Origin of the sequence: Nannocystis pusilla (assembly GCF_026626665.1) — a bacterium.
Lineage (GTDB): Bacteria > Myxococcota_A > Polyangia > Nannocystales > Nannocystaceae > Nannocystis > Nannocystis pusilla.
Genome location: NZ_JAPNKE010000002.1, coordinates 4,537,790 through 4,555,268, shown reverse-complemented (window position 1 = coordinate 4,555,268; position 17,479 = coordinate 4,537,790). Strand labels below are relative to the sequence as shown.

Below are 17,479 nucleotides of genomic sequence, written 5' to 3'. Positions count from 1 at the left end.
ATCGGGGCGCTCCGCCCGCGCGCCGCGTCCGTGGCCAGGAATTCGCCCTGGGGGAGGCGCGCATGAAGGCGCTTGCCCAGGTCTTCCAGCGCGGCTGCGGCGGCGACCGCGGCGCGTCCTCTCATGAATGGCGATCCGGCGCCGACCGCGGGCTCCGCTCTTCGACTCCATGGTGATAGCAGCGATCGGACGGCGCCTGTCGGCAATGACAGCACCGAGCTCACGCGACGCGGCGGGGTCTTCCATTGCTGCGAGGCGCCGGTCGAGTCCGCTGGCGCCTGCGGGCGCGGTGGCGGAGCTCGCGGGTCCGGTGCGCCCGAGCCGTGCAGGGTGGCGGCAGCGCGGCGCGACGTCGCGGTCCCGGAGCCGAGGCGACGGGCCCTCGAGTTCGTCGCTCCCAGGAGCGGAGGTTGGGGTGCCCGCTCGCGGGCATCGCGGGCGTTCGGTTTACCACGCATGAAAACCCGCCCGGCGGCGCGCCGAGCGGGTCAGGAGGTCGTGCTGCCGGGCGCGTCGGCGCCGGCTCAGGCGATCAGGGCGAAGCTGCGGAGGACGTAGCGGCGCATCAGCGGCTGGACCAGCCGGCTGCTCTCGGGTCGAGCTGCAGCGGCGCGGGCCCCTCGATGGTCCTGAAGTCGCGCAGCACGGTCCAGGTCACGACCTCCTCGGTGTCGCCGGTGGTGAGCGAGCCCTCGTAGCGGAAGTAGGCGCGGTCCTCCGGCAGGTAGACCGACGGGTCGACCTCGTACTCCTGCCGATCGCCGCGCCGGCCGCGGGCGACCGCGCGGGCGTCGAAGTGGCCGCGCAGCCACGGCGCGAGCGGCTGCGCCTGGCCGGTCTTGTCGGTCTTGGACTCGAGCATGACGCCGACGACCAGGTAGGCCGACGGGTAGGCGTCGGGGTACTCGAGGATCTCGTGCACGAGGTGCAGCTCGAGCTCGGAGACCATGCCGTCGATGCGGTGCTCGCCGGGCGCGTGGAAGTGGAGCTTGCGCAGCGGACACTCCATGCCGTCGAAGACGACGTGGCAACCGGCGCCGGTCCGGTCGAGCACGAACTCCTCGCCCACGAGCGTGCCGGCGACCTTGGTGTATTGAAACTCGAGCGGCCTCAGCTCGGGCGCGTAATAGCTCCTCATGGTATGGAGCTTGATCGGCGACTGCTGGGTGAGCTGCGGGGTCACGAGGGGTGCTGGCATGACCGGACCTGATAGCGCGCCCCGGCGGGGCGGCAAGCCGGGCCGCCAGGGGCCGCCGCAGGGCCGCAGAGGCCGCTCGCAGGCCGGAACAGCCGGCGCGCGGGAACGGATCGGGGCGAACTCGAGCGGGCGGTCGGCGGCGCGAGGAACGACGATTCGCAAGTGCGCCCGAGGAGTCGCCGATCCGCGGTCCAAATGATAGGACAAGGCGACCTCGAATCGTCGGTCTCGGCCGTGGCGTGCGAATGGTGCGGGCGGTTCCGCCCGCTTGCGAATGCGGTCCTGTACCCCCATGCGGACCGCGCGGACCATGACGCACGATCGAGGACGACGCCCTCGTGATAGAAGCGGGATGTGAAGGACACCGTCGCGCCGTCGGCTCTGGAAGGGACGCTCCTCGGGCAGATGGTGACGCGCTGGAGCGGCGGGCCGGCGGAGCTGCTGTCGGACGCGGAGGAGACGACCATCCTCCACGGCGCGGGCGAGAAGCCGGGGTTCATGCCGCTGGCGAAGAAGGGCGACCGGATCGGCGGCGAGGACGGGCAGCGCTTCGAGCTGCTCGAGCGGCTCGGGGCCGGCGGCATGGGCGTGGTCTACCTGGCCCGCGACACGCTGCTCGACCGGCCGGTGGCGATCAAGTTCATCCTGCAGGCGCCGACCGACGACAGCGGGCGCGAGCTGGTCGAACGGTTCCGCGGCGAGGCGCGGGCCAGCGCGCGCCTCAGCCACGAAAATATCGTCCGCGTGTTCGACCTCGGCAGCGCCGCAGGGGTGCCGTTCCTGGTGATGGAGTACCTCGAGGGCCGGCCGCTCGACGCGGTGCTGGCCGAGGGCCCGCTCGACGCCCGCCGCGTGGTCGGGGTGATCATCGACATCGTCCGCGGGCTGTCGCACGCGCACCGGGCCAGCATCGTGCACCGCGACCTCAAGCCGGCCAACGTGTTCGTGACGCGCGACGGGCGGGCCAAGATCGTCGACTTCGGCCTGGCGTCGGTGGTGGCCGGGCGCGCCGACCACCCGACGTCGCCGCTGTCGGGCACGCCGCGCTACATGTCGCCGGAGCAGTGGCGCGGCGAGGACCAGGACGGCCGCACGGACCTGTGGTCGGTCGGGGTGATGCTGTTCGAGATGCTGTGCGGGCGCTCGCCGTTCTGGCGCGACCACCTGTCGGAGGTGCGGCAAAACGTGCTGTCCGAGGCCCCGGCGCCGCTCTTGCGCGCGTTCCGGCCCGAGCTGCCCGAGCAGGCCGAGGCGGTGGCCGCCCGCGCGCTGGCCAAGGACGTGGCGCGCCGGTTCGGCACGGCGGAGGAGCTGCTCGACGCGCTGGTCGGGCTCGAGCTGGCGCTGGCGCGACCGGGCCGCGCGGGCGAGGAGCCGGCCGAGCGCCCGCGGACCCGCGCCAGCGAGCGCCGCCAGGTGACGCTGCTGTCGTGCTCGCTGGTCGAGGCGCTGGCGCTGGCCGAGGTGCTGGACGCCGACGCCTACGCCGATGTGCTGGATGGCTTTTTGGACATCTGCGCCACGGTGGCGCGCCAGCTCGACGGCGCGGTGGTGGCGGCCCACGGCGGGCACGCGCTGGTGTGCTTCGGCTGGCCCGCGGCGCACGAGGACGACGCGGAGCGGGCGCTGCGGGCGGGGTTTCTGATCGTCGACTCGGTGCGCGGCCTGGCCGGCTCGGGCGGGGCGACCCTGGCGGCGCGGATCGGGATCTGCAGCGGCTCGGTGGTCGCCGACAAGCGCGAGCACGAGGCGGCGCCGCGGCTGCTCGGCGAGCTGCCGCACGTAGCGACCTGGCTCGAAGGACAGGCGGGCCCGCACGAGATCCTGCTCAGCGGCCGCGCGCGGCGCGGGTCCGCGGGACGATCGAGGTCGAGGCCCGCGGCGAGCGGCGACCGCCCGGGGCCGGACGCACGATCGAGGTGCTGCGGGCGCTGCGGCCGAGTCGCACGGTCAGCCGGTTCGACCGCGCGGCGGAGGAGCTGACGCCGCTGGTCGGGCGCGAGGCCGAGATCGAGGCGCTGCGCGGGCTGTGGGCCCAGGTCCGCGAGGGCCGCGGGCAGTTCGTGCTGCTGTCGGGCGAGGCGGGGCTCGGCAAGTCGCGGCTGGTGCAGACGCTGCGCACGTACACGGCCGGCGAGGCCCACCAGCGGCTGGTGTGCCAGTGCTGGCCGCACTTCCGCAACAGCGCCCTGCACCCGCTGCTCGAGGCGACGATGCGGGCGCTGGACATCGACCCGGAGACGGCGGCGAGCGAGCGCCTGGCGCGGGTCGAGGCGGCGCTGGCGGCCCTGCGCGTGCCGCTGCAGGAGACGGTGCCGCTGTTCGCGGCGGTGCTGGCGATCCCGCTGAACGACAGGTACGCGGCGCCGCAGCTGTCGCCCGACCTGCTGAAGAACCGGGTGCAGGAGGCGCTGATCCGCACGGTCATGGCCCTGGCCGCGCAGCGGCCGACGCTGCTGGTGGTCGAGGACCTGCACTGGAGCGACCAGAGCACGCTCGAGCTGCTCGAGCTGCTGGTGGCCCGCATGGAGGACGCGCCGCTGATGGTGGTGGCGACGTCGCGGCCGGAGTTCATGCCCAACTGGCCGGCGCGGCCGCACCTGCACCGGCTGGCGCTGCGCCGGCTGTCGCCGCACCAGACGGCGGCGATGGTGGCGCTGGCGGCCCGCGGACAGGCGCTGCCGGAGGCGCTGGTGGAGCAGCTGGTGGCGCGCGCCGACGGCATCCCGCTGTTCGTCGAGGAGATCACGCAGTCCGCGGCGGAGGTGTGGCAGCGCGAGGGCCGGGAGGCGGATGTCCGCAAGGCCAGCTCGGCGCTGGCGGCCATCCCGGCGACGCTGCAGGAGCTGCTGCTGGCCCGCCTCGACCGCCTGCAGGAGGCCGGGCGCGAGGCGGCCCAGCTCGGGGCGGTGCTCGGGCGCGACTTCACGTACGCGCTCTTGCGCCACGCGTCGGACCGCGACGAGGACACGCTGCGCACCGGCCTGATGCAGCTGGTCGAGGCCGGCATCGTCCGCGCCGAGGGCAGCGAGCAGGCGGCCCGCTACGTGTTTCGCCACGCGCTGATCCAGGAGGCGGCGCTCGGCTCGCTGCTGCGGCCGCGCCGGCAGTACCTGCACCAACAGGCGACGCGGGCGATCCTCGGCCAATTCCCCGAGCTCGCCGAGCTGCAGCCCGAGCTGCTGGCGCACCACTTCGTCGAGGCCGGCGACTGCGAGCGCGCGATCGAGTGGCTCGAGAAGGCCGGGCAGAAGGCGGTGCAGCGCTCGGCCAACACCGACGCGGTGTCGCACTACTCGCGGGCGATCGCGCTGCTGCGCGACCGGCCCGAGGGCGATCCGCGCGACCGCAAGGAGCTGGCGCTGCAGCTGGCCCTCGGCGCGCCGCTGATGTCGATCCGCGGCTACGCGGCGCCCGAGGTCCACGACACCTACGCCCGCGCGCGCGAGCTGTGCCGCCGCGCCGGCGACGACGCCCAGCTGTTCCCGTCGGTGCTCGGCCTGTGGCAGTTCTACATGGTCGGCGGCGCGGCCGAGATCTCGGCCAACCTCGGGCGCCACTGGTGGCGCAGGCCGAGACCACCGACAACCGCACGATGCTGATGCTGGCCTACCGCGCGCTCGGGACCAGCCAGATGCTGCTCGGCGAGATCGCCGGCTGCCGCGAGCTGACCGAGAAGGGCCTCGCGCTGTACGACGTGCGCGAGCACGGCAAGCTGGCGCTGCGCTACGGCCAGGACCCGGGGGTGACCAACGGGCTGTACCTCGGGTGGGTGCTGTGGTTCCTCGGCTACCCCGACCAGGCGGTGGCGCGCGCCCGCGAGGCGCTGGCGCTGGCCCAGCAGATCGAGCACCCGCTGAGCATCGCGTTCGCGATGAACTACCTGGCGACGATCCACAACTACCGCGGCGAGTTCGCGGTCGCCCGCGATCTGGCCGACCGCGCCGAGCAGGTGGCGACCGAGCACAAGCTGCAGCTGTGGCTGGCGATGTGCCAGATCCAGCGCGGCTGGGCCCAGCTCGGGGTCGGCGAGCGCGAGGCGGGGGCGGCCGAGCTGGCCGAGGGCGTGGCCGGGTGGACGCGGACGGGCGCCAAGGCCGGCATCTCGTTCTTCCAGGCGGCCGCCATCTGGGGCCTGTGGCGGGCCGGCCGTCACGACGAGGCGATGCGCAAGGTCGACGAGGTCGAGGAGTTCATGCGCCGCTCCGGCGAGCGCTTCTTCGAGGCCGAGGTGCTGCGCCTGCGCGGCGAGCTGCTGCTGTCGACCGGGATGACGTCGGGCACGCGCACCGCCGAGGACTGCTTCCGCCGCGGCCTCGAGGTCGCCCGCCGCCAGCAGGCGCGCGCGTGGGAGCTGCGCCTGGCGCTCAGCCAGGCCCGCCTGCTGGTCCTGCGCGGCAGCCCCGGCGAGGCCCGCGCGCTGGTGTCGGGCGTGTACGAGTGGTTCACCGAGGGGCTCGAGACGGCCGACCTGCGCGAGGCCCGGGCGCTGCTGGGGCGGCTCGGATAGGCCGGCCGCGAGCCGGCGACGGAGCCCGCGCGCGTCGCCGGCCGGGCAGGCGCGCACGACCGCGAGCCGGCGACGGAGCCCGCGCGTCTGCGGCCGGGAAGGCGTACCCGACAGCGTGCCGGCGACGGAGCCCGCGCGTCGACGGGCGGGAAGGCGCACCCGATAGCGTGCCAGCGACGGAGCCCGCGTCGGCGGCCGGGCAGGGGCACCCGATCGCGGCGCTCATGTTCGCGTGCGCCGCGGAATGTCATGGCATGTCCCGGAGAGCATGCTCGGAGAACATGCCCCGAAGAGCATGCTCGAAGAGCATGCTCCGAAGAGCATGCTCGATGGGTCAGCGCCGCGGCCTGCGGCGGATCCACGCCAGCACCGGCACCAGCAGCAGGAGCTGGGGCAGGCGGCCGGTGCGGTCGATCTGGCAGGCCTGGCCGGCGTCGGGGTCATACTCGACGGCGTGGACGGCGTCGACCGGCGGGCCGGAGGCGGCGCGCAGGGTGAGGTCGCGGATCTGCGCCGGCTTCAGGGCGGTGCGCAGGCGGGTGAGGTGGAGGCCGTCGAGGCCGGCGCGGGCGCCGAAGTCTTCGAGCCAGACGCGGCTGGCCGTCTCGGGGTCGATGCGGCCGGCCCACGTGCCCTGGTCGTAGGCCTCGGCGAGGCCGCCGGCGTAGAGCGGGTTCGAGAAGTCGATCACCCACGCGCCCTCGGGGTCGCTGGCGAGCACCGCGGCCTCGAGCTCGGCGTAGTTGGTCTCGGTCTCGGACAGCGCGACCAGCTCGTCGTCGTCGACCGCCTGGGCCGCGTAGTTCTGCGGCAGCACCGGGCCGCCGCCGAGGAAGTAGGTGGTGAGCCGCAGCTCGGCGTCCGGCTTCATCGAGTGGGTGGCGATCGCCAGCGGGATTTCGAAGGTGGCAGGCTGGGCCGGCGGCAGGTGGAGCTCGATCGGCGCCAGCACGCCGCTGTCGGCCGCGGGCTTGACCTTGGCGGCGAAGAAGAACCACTCGTCCTCGACGTACGGCGCGAGCGCGGCGGCGTAGTCGGCGGGCAGCGGGTAGCCGGCGTCGGTCAGCCAGTCGGCGATCGCGGTGCCGGTGTCGCCGCCGATCACGACGTACTCGTAGGTCGCCGTCTCGCCGCGGTCGATCACCATCACGTCGGCGCCATCGCCCATGCCGTCGCCGAGGCTGCCTCCTTGTCGCTGCTGCCGCACAGGCCCATCGGCTCGTCCTCGCTCTGGTAGATGGCGACGCGCGGGGCGCTGTACTCGTCGAGGGCGAGGAACAGCGCGGGGTCGCCGTCGCGGACGTCGGCGGGGGCGCTGGCGAGGGGGAGGACGAAGGCGAACTCGGCCGCGTCGACGCCCTCGTAGCGGGCGGAGGCGACCAGCACGGTCTCTTCGACGCCGAACACGACGGCGAGCTCCTGGTCGCTCATGCCGCCGACGCGGGCTTCGTGCTCGGGGAAGACCATGCCGCCGCAGGCGGCCGCGGGGGCGGGGCGGGTGAGGGTGGCGACCAGCGCGGTGAGGATGACCACGGAGGTGCGGGCGAAGGGGCGTAAGGGAAGTGAGGCCATGGCTCAAGCATGCCACAAGCCGACGCGCGCTCGCGCACGAAGTGCTGGCGCCAGGCCGGCGGAAGCCGTATAGAGGCGCGTCATGACCACGCGCAAGGCGACCTGGACGATCGGGCTGGTGCAGCAGCAGAACACGGGTGACCGCGAGCACAACCTCCGCACGACGGTGGCCGGCATCCGCGAGGCGGCCCGTCGCGGGGCCGAGCTGGTGCTGCTGCAGGAGCTGCACGCGGGGCTGTACTTCTGCCAGACCGAGGACACCGCGGTGTTCGACCAGGCCGAGTCGATCCCCGGCCCGACCTCGAACGAGCTGGCCGCGCTGGCCAAGGAGCTCGGGGTCGTCATCGTCGCCTCGCTGTTCGAGCGCCGCGCCGTCGGGCTCTATCACAACACCGCGGTCGTGCTCGAGAAGGACGGCAGCATCGCGGGCAAGTACCGCAAGATGCACATCCCCGACGACCCGGCCTACTACGAGAAGTTCTACTTCACGCCCGGCGACCTCGGCTTCAACCCGATCGAGACGTCGGTCGGCAAGCTCGGGGTGCTGGTCTGCTGGGACCAGTGGTACCCCGAAGGCGCGCGCATGATGGCGCTCGCCGGCGCCGACCTGCTGCTGTACCCCACGGCGATCGGCTGGGACATGCGCGACTCGGAGGACGAGCGCATGCGCCAGCGCGAGGCGTGGATCACGGTGCAGCGCGGCCACGCGGTCGCCAACGGCCTGCCGGTGGTGGTCGCCAACCGCGTCGGCCACGAGCCCGACCCGAGCGGCGTCAACCCCGGCCTGCAGTTCTGGGGGCACAGCTTCGTTGCCGGCCCCCAGGGCGAGTTCCTGGCCAAGGCCGGCGAGTCGGCCGAGGTCGTGGTAGTCGAGGTCGACCGCGGCCGCAGCGAGCAGGTGCGGCGGATCTGGCCGTTCCTCCGCGACCGCCGCATCGACGCCTACGCCGAGCTCACCAAGCGCTTCCGCGACTGAGGCCGCGCTCTTGCAGATGCCCCTTTGGACATGTCCAGAGGGGCATCTCCGTTCGGCCAGCGCTTCGCGCAGCACTACTTCTTCGCCACGTGGACCTTGATGCACCCGTCGGCCTCGGACTTGACCAGGCCGACGGGGTTCTCCCAGCTCTGCGCCGACCACAGGGGCCCGCCATTTTCGGGGAAGCCCTGCACGCTGACCGGCGTCGTGAGCTTCGCCTTCGGCTCGCAGCCCGCCAGCTCCGCCAGCGGGGCCGGGCCCCAGAGCAGCATGCGCCCGTCGATCTGGGCGGCGTCGAGCACCTTGTAGGCCACGGTGAACTGGATCGGGACGCCCTCGCTCATGTTGGTCTCGAAGTGATCGACCTCGCAGGACACGAGCCCAGGCGCGACGGCCTCGCTGCACAGCCGGGCACGCCACTCGTCCAGCACCGCCAACCCCTCGGGCCCGTCCACGTATTCAGGGTGCGACTGGTAGAAGTCGTTCAGGCAGGGCTCGAGCTCGAGGGTGAGGTAGATCGTGTCCGTGCCCGCGAACGGGTCGCTCTCCTCGCTCTCGGCCTTGGCCAGCTCGACGCAGACGAAGCCGAACTCGTCCGCCTCGCTGCCGGTGGTGCCGGTGGTGTCCGGCGGCGGCTCGGAGGAGCTGGAGGTGGTGGTCGAGGTCGGGTCGTTGCCGTCGGTCGACTCGGTCGACTCGGTCGACTCGGTCGGGTCGATCGCGTCGGTCGGGTCGGTCGCACCGGTCGACCCGGTCGGGTCGGCAGTCGACGCGCTCGAAGTGCTCGACGAGGTCGAGGAGCCGTCTTCGGTGTCGTTCTTGCCGGGGTTGCAGGCGGTGATCAGGGTCAATGTAAGGCAACAAGTAAGTCGAAGCATGGTGTGGAGAATGATCGATCGCTTCGCGGCCGGCAAGTCGACGCGCTCCGCGAAGACGCCGTCGTCGTCGCGCGGCTTCGTCGTGAGCGCGCACCCGCTGCAGACGTGGCGGCGAGCGGGCGCGGTCCGAGCGAGCTCGGACGACGAGGAGGCCCGGCGGAAATTCTCAGGTGCGCGCAATTTTCTGCGCCGCGACGGTTACTCCCGCCGGATCGGGCGAATGGCTCGACCCTGGTGATGTGCGCGTCGGCCCGTCCCTGGGGAACGGGACGAGCACGGCCGACGCCGCGGTCACCGACGCGACGGCGGGCGGAGGGACCGATCCGGCCACGGACGATGACGCGACGACGGCCGCACCTCGACGGGCACGACATGTCGAAGGAGACATGTCCGCGAGTCAATGTCCTATGAAGCATGTCCATCAAGACATGTCCCGAGGAGGCGGCTCGGTACGACGTGCGGCGGCGGCTCGGCGCGCAGGTCGGCGAGCTGGGCGTCGCCCGCGCCGAGCTCGCGCAGGTGCGCGTCGGGCTGGGCCAGGGCGGCGGCCAGGGTGCCGTGGTGGGCCAGCAGGAGGTCGGCGAGCTCGCGCGGGAGCGACTCGGGCAGCGCCAGCGCGGGCGCCAGCGGGCGCAGGTCGAGCTGCGCGAGCAGCAGGCCGTGGGCGACGTCGACGACGTGGAGGGCGTCGCGGTTGACGAGCAGCAGGCGGTCGCCGGCGAGGTCGAAGGCGGCGCACTCGATCGCGGCCCCGGTGAACTCGAGCGCGACCCGGCCGTCGCGCCGCAGCCGGCCGTCGGGCAGGAGGGTCCGCCACTCGCCGCGCGGGCGGGCGATGGCGATGCCGGCGCCGACCTGATCGTCGAGCTCGACGTCTTCTTCGTCGCGCTCGGGGCCGGTCAGCGCCACGGCCCGGACGCCGTCGCCGGGCGGCTCGCGCATGTGGCTGAGCATCAGCACGGCGACGCCGCGCTCGGTGTCGAGGACGGCGCCGTCGTCGGGGCTGGAGGTCATCCAGATATAGCGGTGGTCGGGGCTGCGCGCCCACTCGTTCGGGCGATCGCCCGAGCAGTCCTCGGCGCCCGGGGCCCCTCGCTGGCCGCGCCAGTCGGTCAGCCAGGCGTCCTCGGGCTCGTCCTTCTCGACGAAGATCGCCGGCAGGTGGTCGGGGTACGGGCCTTCGAGCCATGTCCCGGAGGACAGGTCGAGGGCGTACAGGCCGCGCAAGATCGTCGGGTCCTCGAGGTCGAGCTGGCGGCCGTATTTGGCGCCGAACAGGGCCCAGTCGCCGCGCGCGCCGAGCAGCACGGCCTCGGTCACGGGCTTGGTCCACAGGACATGTCCCGTGGGCCAGTGGACGAGCAGCACGAGGTAGCCGAGCTGGATGAGGGCGCGGTCGCCGTCGGCGAGGACGCAGGCGCGCGGGACCTCGGGGCGGTGGGGGGCGCGGTGGTGGACGTAGCGGTCGTGGGCGTCGCTCACCGCGGGCGCGCCGGCGAGGCGGAAGCGGTAGAGGGTGCCGGGGACGTGGTCCTCGTCCTCGCCGCGCAGCGGGGCCGGGAGCCAGCCCGACAGCGGGCGAGGGGCGCGGGCGGGGTCGCCGGGCGGGCGCGCGAGCAGGTCGAGCATGGCCTCGAAGGCCCGCTGGGCGTCGGCGCATTCGCGGTCGAGGATGATCTTGGGGGCGTCGAGCTCGACGAGGCGGGCGCCGCGGAGGGCCCGGCTGGTGAGCGCACTGATCGACTCGTTGTCGCGGCCGACCCGATCCGACCACAGGGCGCGGAACCACCGATCTTCGTGCTCGTGGGGCTCGTGGTACAGCGGGCGCTCGCCCGGCGGCGACACCGGCACGCTGGTCAGCACGAGGTCCGCCGGCACGAGGCCGGCGGCCGCGAGCTCGGGATCGGCGAGGATCGCGAGGCGGCGGCGCACGGCCCTCACGCCTGTCTCGTAGGACATGTCGTCGTCCCAGTCGATCGCGGGGTCGTCCTGCGCGACGAGCCGGCCGTCGGCGAGGATGACCGCGTCGGCGTGGAGGACGGCGCGGAGCTGGTCGGGCGAGAGGCCGATCAGGGCGGCGACCCGGGGCGCCAGCGCGGGGTGGACGAGGCCGAACGGGGCGTCGACGTGGGCGACGAGGCGCTCGCGCAGCGGCTCGTCGGAGCACAGGACGTGGCAGCGCTCGCAGGTCTCGCCGCGGTGCTCGGGGCCGACGAGCCGGCCGCAGCGGCAGCGCAGCGGCTCCAGCGGGCCGAACAGCCGCGGGCACCACGGGCCGCCCTCGATCGGGCGGCGAGACTCGAGCATCGCCGCGGTCGTGAGCGCGCCGCTCGAGCGCGCGCGCAGCTCAAAAGCGGCGCGCAGGAGGGCGACGGGGCCCGCAGCCGGCGCGGGCGCGAAGAAGGCGGCGAGCAGGGCGCGCAGGTCGGGCGGGGCCGGCATATGCCGCGGAGGATACGCAGATGCGCGCGGCGGCGAAAGCGGGCATCCTCGGCGCGTCATGGGCTGGGCCCGTTATCACATCGAGAAATTGCGCGCGGGCACGACGGTCAAGTTCCGACCGCACGGCCATTCGATGCGGCCGCGGATCAAGTCGGGGGAGCTCTGCACGGTCGAACCGGTCGACCTGGACAAGCTCGAGGTCGGCGACGTGGTGCTGTGCACGATCCGCGGCGCCGACTATCTGCACATCGTCAAGGCGATCGCCGAGGACGGGCGCTACCAGATCGGCAACAACCACGGCAAGATCAACGGCTGGATCGGCAAGCACGCGATCTTCGGCCGATTGGTGTGCGTCGAGCCGTGACGTTTGGATTATCGTGAGACCATGGCCGGCTCGCCCATGTTGCTTCGCCTCGCTCTGATCGCGTTCGCCCTGACCGCCGCGTGCGGCCCCGGGACCGACGGCACGAGCGCCACCACCGGGACGACGACGGACGCGGGCACGACCGCCCCGGGGACGACGACGGGGAGCAGCACGTCCGGGGCGCCGACGACGAGCGCGGGGACGACCGGGGCGCCGTCCTCCACGAGCGAGGCGACCACGGAGGACGCGAACCCCCAGGCTGCGCCGACGGCGAGGTGTGCGTCCAGCAGTTCGACGGGGTCTGCGCGCTGCTGTCCTCGAAGTGCCTGCCCGACCCGGACGGGTGCGTCCCCGGGTATCCGTGCGCCGAGGCGTGCCGGCCGTTCTGCGCGGGCGACCACGAGGACGCGTGCAACAACAGCGACTGCCCCGAGGAGATCGAGGGCGCGGTGCACTGCTTCGGGTCCTGAGCGGGCCGGAAGGACATGTCCTGCGAGACATGCCCCGTGGGACATGCTCTGCGAGACATGCCCCGAGGTTCGGATCACTCGCCGGTGAAGCGGGGCGGGCGGCGCTCGAGCATGGCGGCGACGGCCTCGCGGTGGTCGGCGGTGGTCTGGGCCACGCCCTGGTAGGTGGCGGCGAGCTCGAGGGCGGCGTCGAGGCCGACGTCGTGGCTGCGGTAGGCGGCGCGCTTGGTGAGGCGGAGGGCGACCGGGGGCAGGGCGGCGAGCTCGGAGGCGAGGGCGCGGGCGGCGGGGAGCAGCTCGTCGGGCTCGACGACGCGGTGGACGAGGCCGATCCGCAGCGCCTCGTCGCAGTCGATGACGCGGGCGGTGAGCATGAGCTCGAGCGCGCGCGAGAAGCCGATCGCGCGGGCCAGGAAGTAGGCGCCGCCGTCACCGGGGACGAGGCCGACCTTGACGAAGGTCGAGCCGAACTGGGCCCCGCGGGCGGCCAGCCGCAGGTCGCACATGCACGCGAGGTCGAGGCCGGCGCCGATCGCCGGGCCGTTGAGGGCGGCCACGATCGGCTTGTCGGCCAGCGCCAGACGCCGGGAGATCCGCTGGATGCCGTCGATGTACTGGCGGCGCAGCTCGGCGGCCCCGCCGGCGAACATGCCCTCTTTGTTGAGCATCCGCTTGAGGTCGCCGCCGGCGGAGAAGGCCGGACCGGCGCCGGTGAGGATCACGCAGCGCACGGCGTCGTCGCGCTCGGCGAGGTCGATCGCGTGGACGAGGCTCTCGACCATGGCCTCGCTGTAGGCGTTGCGCGCGGCGGGGCGGTCGAGGGTGACGAGGGCGGTCGCACCCTCGAGGTCGTAGCGGACGTCGGTGAGCTCCATGCGCGCGAGGGTAGCCGGAGCCGGGGCGTCGCTGGTGTGCGGCGCGCGGCGATCTGTCACACTGCGCGGCGTGTCGGCGACGAAGCGGGTGCTCCTGGTGGTGCTGGCGGCGCTGCTGCTGGCGGCGGGGATCGGTCACTTCGTGATCCCGGACCGGTTCATGGCGATCATGCCGCCGTACCTGCCCTGGCACTACGAGCTGGTGCTGATCACGGGGGCGCTGGAGATCGCCGGCGGGCTCGGGCTGCTCGTCCCGCGCACGCGCAAGGCGGCCGCGTGGGGGTGTTCGCGCTGCTGCTGGCGATGTGGCCGGCCAACATGCATCACGCGATGGCGCAGGTGCAGGTCGAGGGGCTGCCCGCGTCTCAGGCGGCGCTGTGGGTGCGCGTGCCGCTGCAGCTGGTGCTGCTGGCGTGGGCGTGGTGGTACACGCGCGATTGATCGCAGAGCTCGTCAGGGGAAGACCCACTCGAGCGCGAGGCCGAGGAGGACGCTGCGTGGGGAGCCGAGCGATGTCATGAACGCCCGGCGTACCGTCGGCGTGATGCGAGATGCTCGCGCTGCGTGCCGCCGACGTGGTGAACGAGGTCCATGCCGGCGCGAACGAATTGGCTCCGACCGTCAGGGGCCGGGACCATCCGGGGAAGAGCGGCGCGATCGAGGCCTCGCGCAGCAGTGTGGCCCCGATCACGATCAGGCGTGAGGATGAACAGGCCCAAGGCGTCGAGGATATGGTGCCCGCGGCGGCCGTCGGGCTGGGGAAAGCCCTGAACGAGCGCGCCCGGGAACACGCGCGGGGCCGTCCGCAGGGCGGAGAGGAACGCGGCCCAGGCGGTCGTGGCCAGTGCGTGGCGTTGGACGTGACGTCAGCGAGCGCCGCGACGGCGGCCGTCAGCGCTGGCGCGGACCGCCTGCGTCCGCGGCGAAGACGCGTGAAGTTCTCTCACAGGCGGCGCGCGGGCGCGGGCGATGGGGCTTGCGGTAGCGTGCCCCTCGATGTTCACGGTCCCCGAACACGTGCGTCAGACGGCGACGACGTTGCTGTCGACGCTGAAGCCCCTCCCGCTCGACACCCCCAACCTGCCGCCCATGTTGCCGGGCGGGCTGCCGTTCGTCGGCCACGCGTCCGAGCTGCGCTCGAACCCGGTGGCGATGGTGCAGCGCGGGCGCGACATGTTCGGCGACATCTTCTGCGTGCGCCTGCCGGGCACGCTCGGCGTGGTGATGACGGGCCACGCGGCGCAGGAGAAGTACTTCCGCTTCCGCGACGACGAGGTCAGCCAGCGCGAGGCGTACCAGCTGATGACGCCGGTGTTCGGCAAGGGCATCGCCTACGACGCCGAGCCGCAGATCATGAAGGAGCAGCTCGGCTTCTTCCACGGGGCGCTGCGCGAGTCCCGGCTGCGCACCTACACCGACGGCTTCATCGCCGAGTCGGAGCACTTCTTCGGCCAGTGGGGGCAGACCGGCGAGGTCAACATGCTCGAGGTCGGCAACGAGGTGACGCTCTACACCTCGACGCGCTGCCTGCTGGGCGACAAGATGCGGTTCAAGCTCAGCAAGGAGTTCTCCGAGCTGTACGCCGACCTCGAGGGCGGGATCAACGTCATCTCGTTCTTCGCGCCGTACCTGCCGCTGCCGGCGATGCGCCGGCGCGACAAGGCCCGCGTCAAGATGGTCGAGCTGATCGAGAAGATCGTCGCCGAGCGGCGCGAAGGCCCGCAGAGCCACGAGGACATCCTGCAGACGCTGGTCGAGTCGAGCTACGCCGACGGCCGCAAGCTGACGGTCGACGAGATCACGGGGCTCATCCTGACGATCATGTTCGCCGGCCACCACACCAGCGGCGTGACGTTCTCGTGGATCGCGGTGCTGCTGGCCCAGCACCCGCACATCTTCCGCCGCCTGGTCGCCGAGCAGCGCGAGATCCTCGGCGACCGCGAGCGCATCACCTACGACGACCTGCAGAAGATGAAGCTGCTCGAGGCCACCATCAAGGAGGCCCTCCGCCTGTACCCGCCGATCATCCTGGTGATGCGGCGCGTGCTCAAGGCGTTCGACTTCCAGGGCAAGCACGTGCCCGAGGGCAGCATGATCATCGCCTCGCCGGCGGCCGGTCAGCGCGTGCCGGAGATCTTCCCCGAGCCGCACCGCTTCGACCCCGACCGCTTCATGCCGGGCCGCGAGGAGGACAAGCGCTGGCCCTACGGCCACATCGCGTTCGGAGCCGGGCGCCACCGCTGCATGGGCATCGTGTTCGCCCAGCTGCAGCTGCGCGCGCTGTGGAGCCACCTGCTGCGCAACTTCGAGTTCGACCTGCTCGACCCGAGCTACCCGGTCGACTACACCAACCTGATCGTCGGCCCGCGCCCGCCGTGCCGGATCCGCTACCGCCGGGTCCAGCAGTCCGCAGGCGCATGACCGAAAGGACATGGCGGCCGTGACAGGTCACGAGGGACATGTCCCGATGCGCTGGATCGACCGCGTCCTGCTGGTGTTCGCGCTCAGCTTCTGCAGCACGTCGCTGCTGTTCGACCGCATGGCCGCGCTGGAGCCGGGGCCGATGGCGCCGGCGGACAGCGGGCTGGGGGGCTTCTTCTACTGGTGGGGCAGCACCTACGACCCGCTGATCGTGCTGAACCCGCTGTGGCTGCAGATCGCGTCGGGGGTGTCGGCCTTCGTGTTCGGGCCGTTCTACGCGGTGCTGGCGGTCGCGCTGGTGCGCCGGCGCGAGTGGATCCGCTGGCCCGCGATCATCTACGCGTCGGTGATGCTCTACTCGATGGTGATCTTCCTCGGGGTGCACACCTTCGGTGAGCCGCGGCCGACGGTGCCGTGGCTGGTGGCGCTGCTGTACGCGCCTTACGTGCTCTTCCCGCTCGCGCTGCTGCGGCGCATGCTGCCGCGGCGCGGGCCCGCGGGCGAGGTCCGCCCGCTGTTCGAGACAGGACGAGGATGACGATGACGGAGACCCTGCACACGATCGGCCGCGCGCCGCCGCCGAGCTTCGAAGAGGCGCGCAACAAGCGGCAGAAAGTCCGCGCCGCCGGGCTCGACCCCAACCACTGGTACGCGGTGGAGTACGCCCGCGCGGTGCCGCCGGGCAAGGTGGTCGAGGTGGTGTTCTGGCGCCGCTCGGTCGCGGTGTTCCGCGGCGAGGACGGGGCCCTGCGCGCGATCGACAACCGCTGCGCCCACCGCCAGCTCAAGCTGTCGGGCGGGCGCGTGGAGGGCTGCAACGTGGTGTGCCCGTACCACGGCTGGGAGTACGGCGGCGACGGCAAGCTGTGCAAGGTGCCGCACGAGCTGTTCGGCAAGCCGCTGCCGAAGATCGAGCTGCGCCACTACCCGGTGCGCGAGCGCTATGGATTGGTGTGGGTGTTCTTCGGCGACCCGGCGCGGGCCGACGCGACGCCGATGCCGGAGATCCCCGAGCTCGACGGGCCGAAGCCGTGGGCCAAGCTGCTGGTGGACTTCACGTGGAAGGCCCACCACTCGATGATCATCGACAACGTCAGCGACTTCACCCACGCGTACCTGCACCGGCGGTTCCGCCCGTTCACCGACTCGACGCTGACCGACCTGCGCGTCGAGGGCGACCGCGTGTACGTGTCGTACGACACGAAGGTGGCCGACGGGCCGCTGATGAAGCACTTCGTCGATCGCAAGCGCACCAACATCAATGCGATGACGCTGTGCTATCAATACCCGTACCAGTGGTCGGACACCGACGGGAAGATCAAGGACTGGTGCTTCTGCCTGCCGATCGACGAGCAGACCACCCGCGCGTTCTTCCTGTTCTACTTCGACGGCTTCAAGATCCCGGGGCTGCCGCTGCAGATCCCGCGGCAGGTGATGGAGCCGGTGCTGGGGATCGCCAAGCAGGTGGTGTTCAAGCCGCTGCTCGAGGAGGACGGCGTGGCCGTCGAGGCCGAGCAGGACGGCTACAACCGCCACTGGCAGGCGCCCATCGCCGAGCTGAACCCGGCGGTCCACGCGTTCCAGGCGCTGACGATCCGCAAATGGGAAGAGTACCTGGCGTCGTCCTCGGGCCGGCTGGCCGAGGCGCGCTGAGGCGGCGGCGGACGCGACCGGAGCGCGTCGCCACGAATGCGGGCCGGATCACGGCGCCGGCGCTCGGGCCCTCACAAGGTCGAGGGCCGGGGGCCGGCGCGGCTCGCCCTTGTCGCATGA

At 72.6% G+C, this 17,479-nt stretch carries 17 protein-coding genes and 1 pseudogene; 11 read left to right on the top strand and 7 right to left on the bottom strand.

The genetic code is table 11. The annotated features are described in order from the left end of the window. Window positions 1-565: 565 nt before the first annotated feature. Entirely contained in the window at window positions 566-1,198 is a 633-nt protein-coding gene (locus OV079_RS20045; protein ID WP_267770438.1) for a carbonic anhydrase family protein, read from the bottom strand. A 354-nt stretch (window positions 1,199-1,552) separates the two neighbouring features. On the opposite strand from OV079_RS20045, the gene OV079_RS20040 reads away from it, so the two are divergent. Genes OV079_RS20040 through OV079_RS20030 form a run of 3 tightly spaced genes read left to right on the top strand, consistent with a single transcriptional unit; the run spans window position 1,553 to window position 5,708 of the window. Further along, entirely contained in the window at window positions 1,553-3,181 is a 1,629-nt protein-coding gene (locus OV079_RS20040) for a protein kinase domain-containing protein (RefSeq protein ID WP_267770437.1), read from the top strand. Further along, window positions 3,118-4,800, top strand: coding sequence for an AAA family ATPase (locus OV079_RS20035; RefSeq protein WP_267770436.1), 1,683 nt, complete (start codon window positions 3,118-3,120; stop codon window positions 4,798-4,800). Before OV079_RS20040 ends, OV079_RS20035 begins: the two co-directional genes overlap by 64 nt. Further along, complete coding sequence (locus tag OV079_RS20030; RefSeq protein WP_267770435.1) at window positions 4,761-5,708, top strand: hypothetical protein; 948 nt, start codon at window positions 4,761-4,763, stop codon at window positions 5,706-5,708. Before OV079_RS20035 ends, OV079_RS20030 begins: the two co-directional genes overlap by 40 nt. Window positions 5,709-6,042: 334 nt before the next feature. On the opposite strand, the gene OV079_RS20025 is transcribed toward OV079_RS20030, so the two are convergent. Then, a complete protein-coding gene (locus tag OV079_RS20025) occupies window positions 6,043-6,876 on the bottom strand; it encodes a DUF2330 domain-containing protein (protein ID WP_420829417.1) in 834 nt (277 codons plus the stop codon). Next, complete coding sequence (locus OV079_RS58225) at window positions 6,855-7,280, bottom strand: DUF2330 domain-containing protein (RefSeq protein ID WP_420829416.1); 426 nt, start codon at window positions 7,278-7,280, stop codon at window positions 6,855-6,857. The genes OV079_RS20025 and OV079_RS58225 overlap by 22 nt, the downstream gene beginning before the upstream one ends. A gap of 82 nt (window positions 7,281-7,362) precedes the next feature. Between OV079_RS58225 and OV079_RS20020 the strand changes: the two genes are divergently transcribed. Beyond that, entirely contained in the window at window positions 7,363-8,256 is an 894-nt protein-coding gene (locus OV079_RS20020; protein ID WP_267770434.1) for a carbon-nitrogen hydrolase, read from the top strand. A gap of 74 nt (window positions 8,257-8,330) precedes the next feature. On the opposite strand, the gene OV079_RS20015 is transcribed toward OV079_RS20020, so the two are convergent. Then, a complete protein-coding gene (locus OV079_RS20015; RefSeq protein WP_267770433.1) occupies window positions 8,331-9,107 on the bottom strand; it encodes a hypothetical protein in 777 nt (258 codons plus the stop codon). A 432-nt stretch (window positions 9,108-9,539) separates the two neighbouring features. Beyond that, on the bottom strand, window positions 9,540-11,576 hold the full coding sequence (locus OV079_RS20010; RefSeq protein WP_267770432.1) for a hypothetical protein: 2,037 nt from the start codon (window positions 11,574-11,576) through the stop codon (window positions 9,540-9,542). 58 nt (window positions 11,577-11,634) lie between these two features. Here OV079_RS20010 and OV079_RS20005 point away from each other — a divergent pair, with 58 nt between their 5' ends. After that, window positions 11,635-11,940 (top strand): S24/S26 family peptidase, encoded by a 306-nt coding sequence (locus OV079_RS20005; RefSeq protein WP_267770431.1) that lies wholly within the window; start codon window positions 11,635-11,637, stop codon window positions 11,938-11,940. 8 nt (window positions 11,941-11,948) lie between these two features. On the opposite strand, the gene OV079_RS20000 is transcribed toward OV079_RS20005, so the two are convergent. Beyond that, complete coding sequence (locus OV079_RS20000; RefSeq protein ID WP_267770430.1) at window positions 11,949-12,179, bottom strand: hypothetical protein; 231 nt, start codon at window positions 12,177-12,179, stop codon at window positions 11,949-11,951. 36 nt (window positions 12,180-12,215) lie between these two features. Here OV079_RS20000 and OV079_RS19995 point away from each other — a divergent pair, with 36 nt between their 5' ends. Further along, window positions 12,216-12,410, top strand: a complete 195-nt coding sequence (locus tag OV079_RS19995) for a hypothetical protein (RefSeq protein ID WP_267770429.1) — start codon at window positions 12,216-12,218, stop codon at window positions 12,408-12,410. A gap of 74 nt (window positions 12,411-12,484) precedes the next feature. Here OV079_RS19995 and OV079_RS19990 read toward each other — a convergent pair whose 3' ends face one another. Beyond that, complete coding sequence (locus OV079_RS19990; protein ID WP_267708922.1) at window positions 12,485-13,285, bottom strand: enoyl-CoA hydratase-related protein; 801 nt, start codon at window positions 13,283-13,285, stop codon at window positions 12,485-12,487. Between OV079_RS19990 and OV079_RS58220 the strand changes: the two are divergent. The 5 genes and pseudogenes from OV079_RS58220 to OV079_RS19965 all read left to right on the top strand — a co-directional run. Then, window positions 13,284-13,511 (top strand): annotated as a pseudogene (locus OV079_RS58220) (hypothetical protein); the annotation flags it as partial. The gene OV079_RS19990 and the pseudogene OV079_RS58220 overlap by 2 nt on opposite strands. 50 nt (window positions 13,512-13,561) lie before the next feature. Further along, window positions 13,562-13,726: a DoxX family protein gene (locus OV079_RS19980; RefSeq protein WP_267778884.1), complete on the top strand. Its 165-nt coding sequence runs from the start codon at window positions 13,562-13,564 to the stop codon at window positions 13,724-13,726. A 555-nt stretch (window positions 13,727-14,281) separates the two neighbouring features. Then, entirely contained in the window at window positions 14,282-15,706 is a 1,425-nt protein-coding gene (locus OV079_RS19975) for a cytochrome P450 (RefSeq protein ID WP_267770428.1), read from the top strand. A gap of 19 nt (window positions 15,707-15,725) precedes the next feature. Beyond that, the gene (locus OV079_RS19970) at window positions 15,726-16,244 is read left to right on the top strand and encodes an EXPERA domain-containing protein (protein WP_267770427.1); all 519 of its coding nucleotides are present in this window, start codon (window positions 15,726-15,728) and stop codon (window positions 16,242-16,244) included. A gap of 2 nt (window positions 16,245-16,246) precedes the next feature. Then, window positions 16,247-17,359 (top strand): aromatic ring-hydroxylating oxygenase subunit alpha, encoded by a 1,113-nt coding sequence (locus tag OV079_RS19965; RefSeq protein WP_267770426.1) that lies wholly within the window; start codon window positions 16,247-16,249, stop codon window positions 17,357-17,359. Window positions 17,360-17,479: the final 120 nt, after the last annotated feature.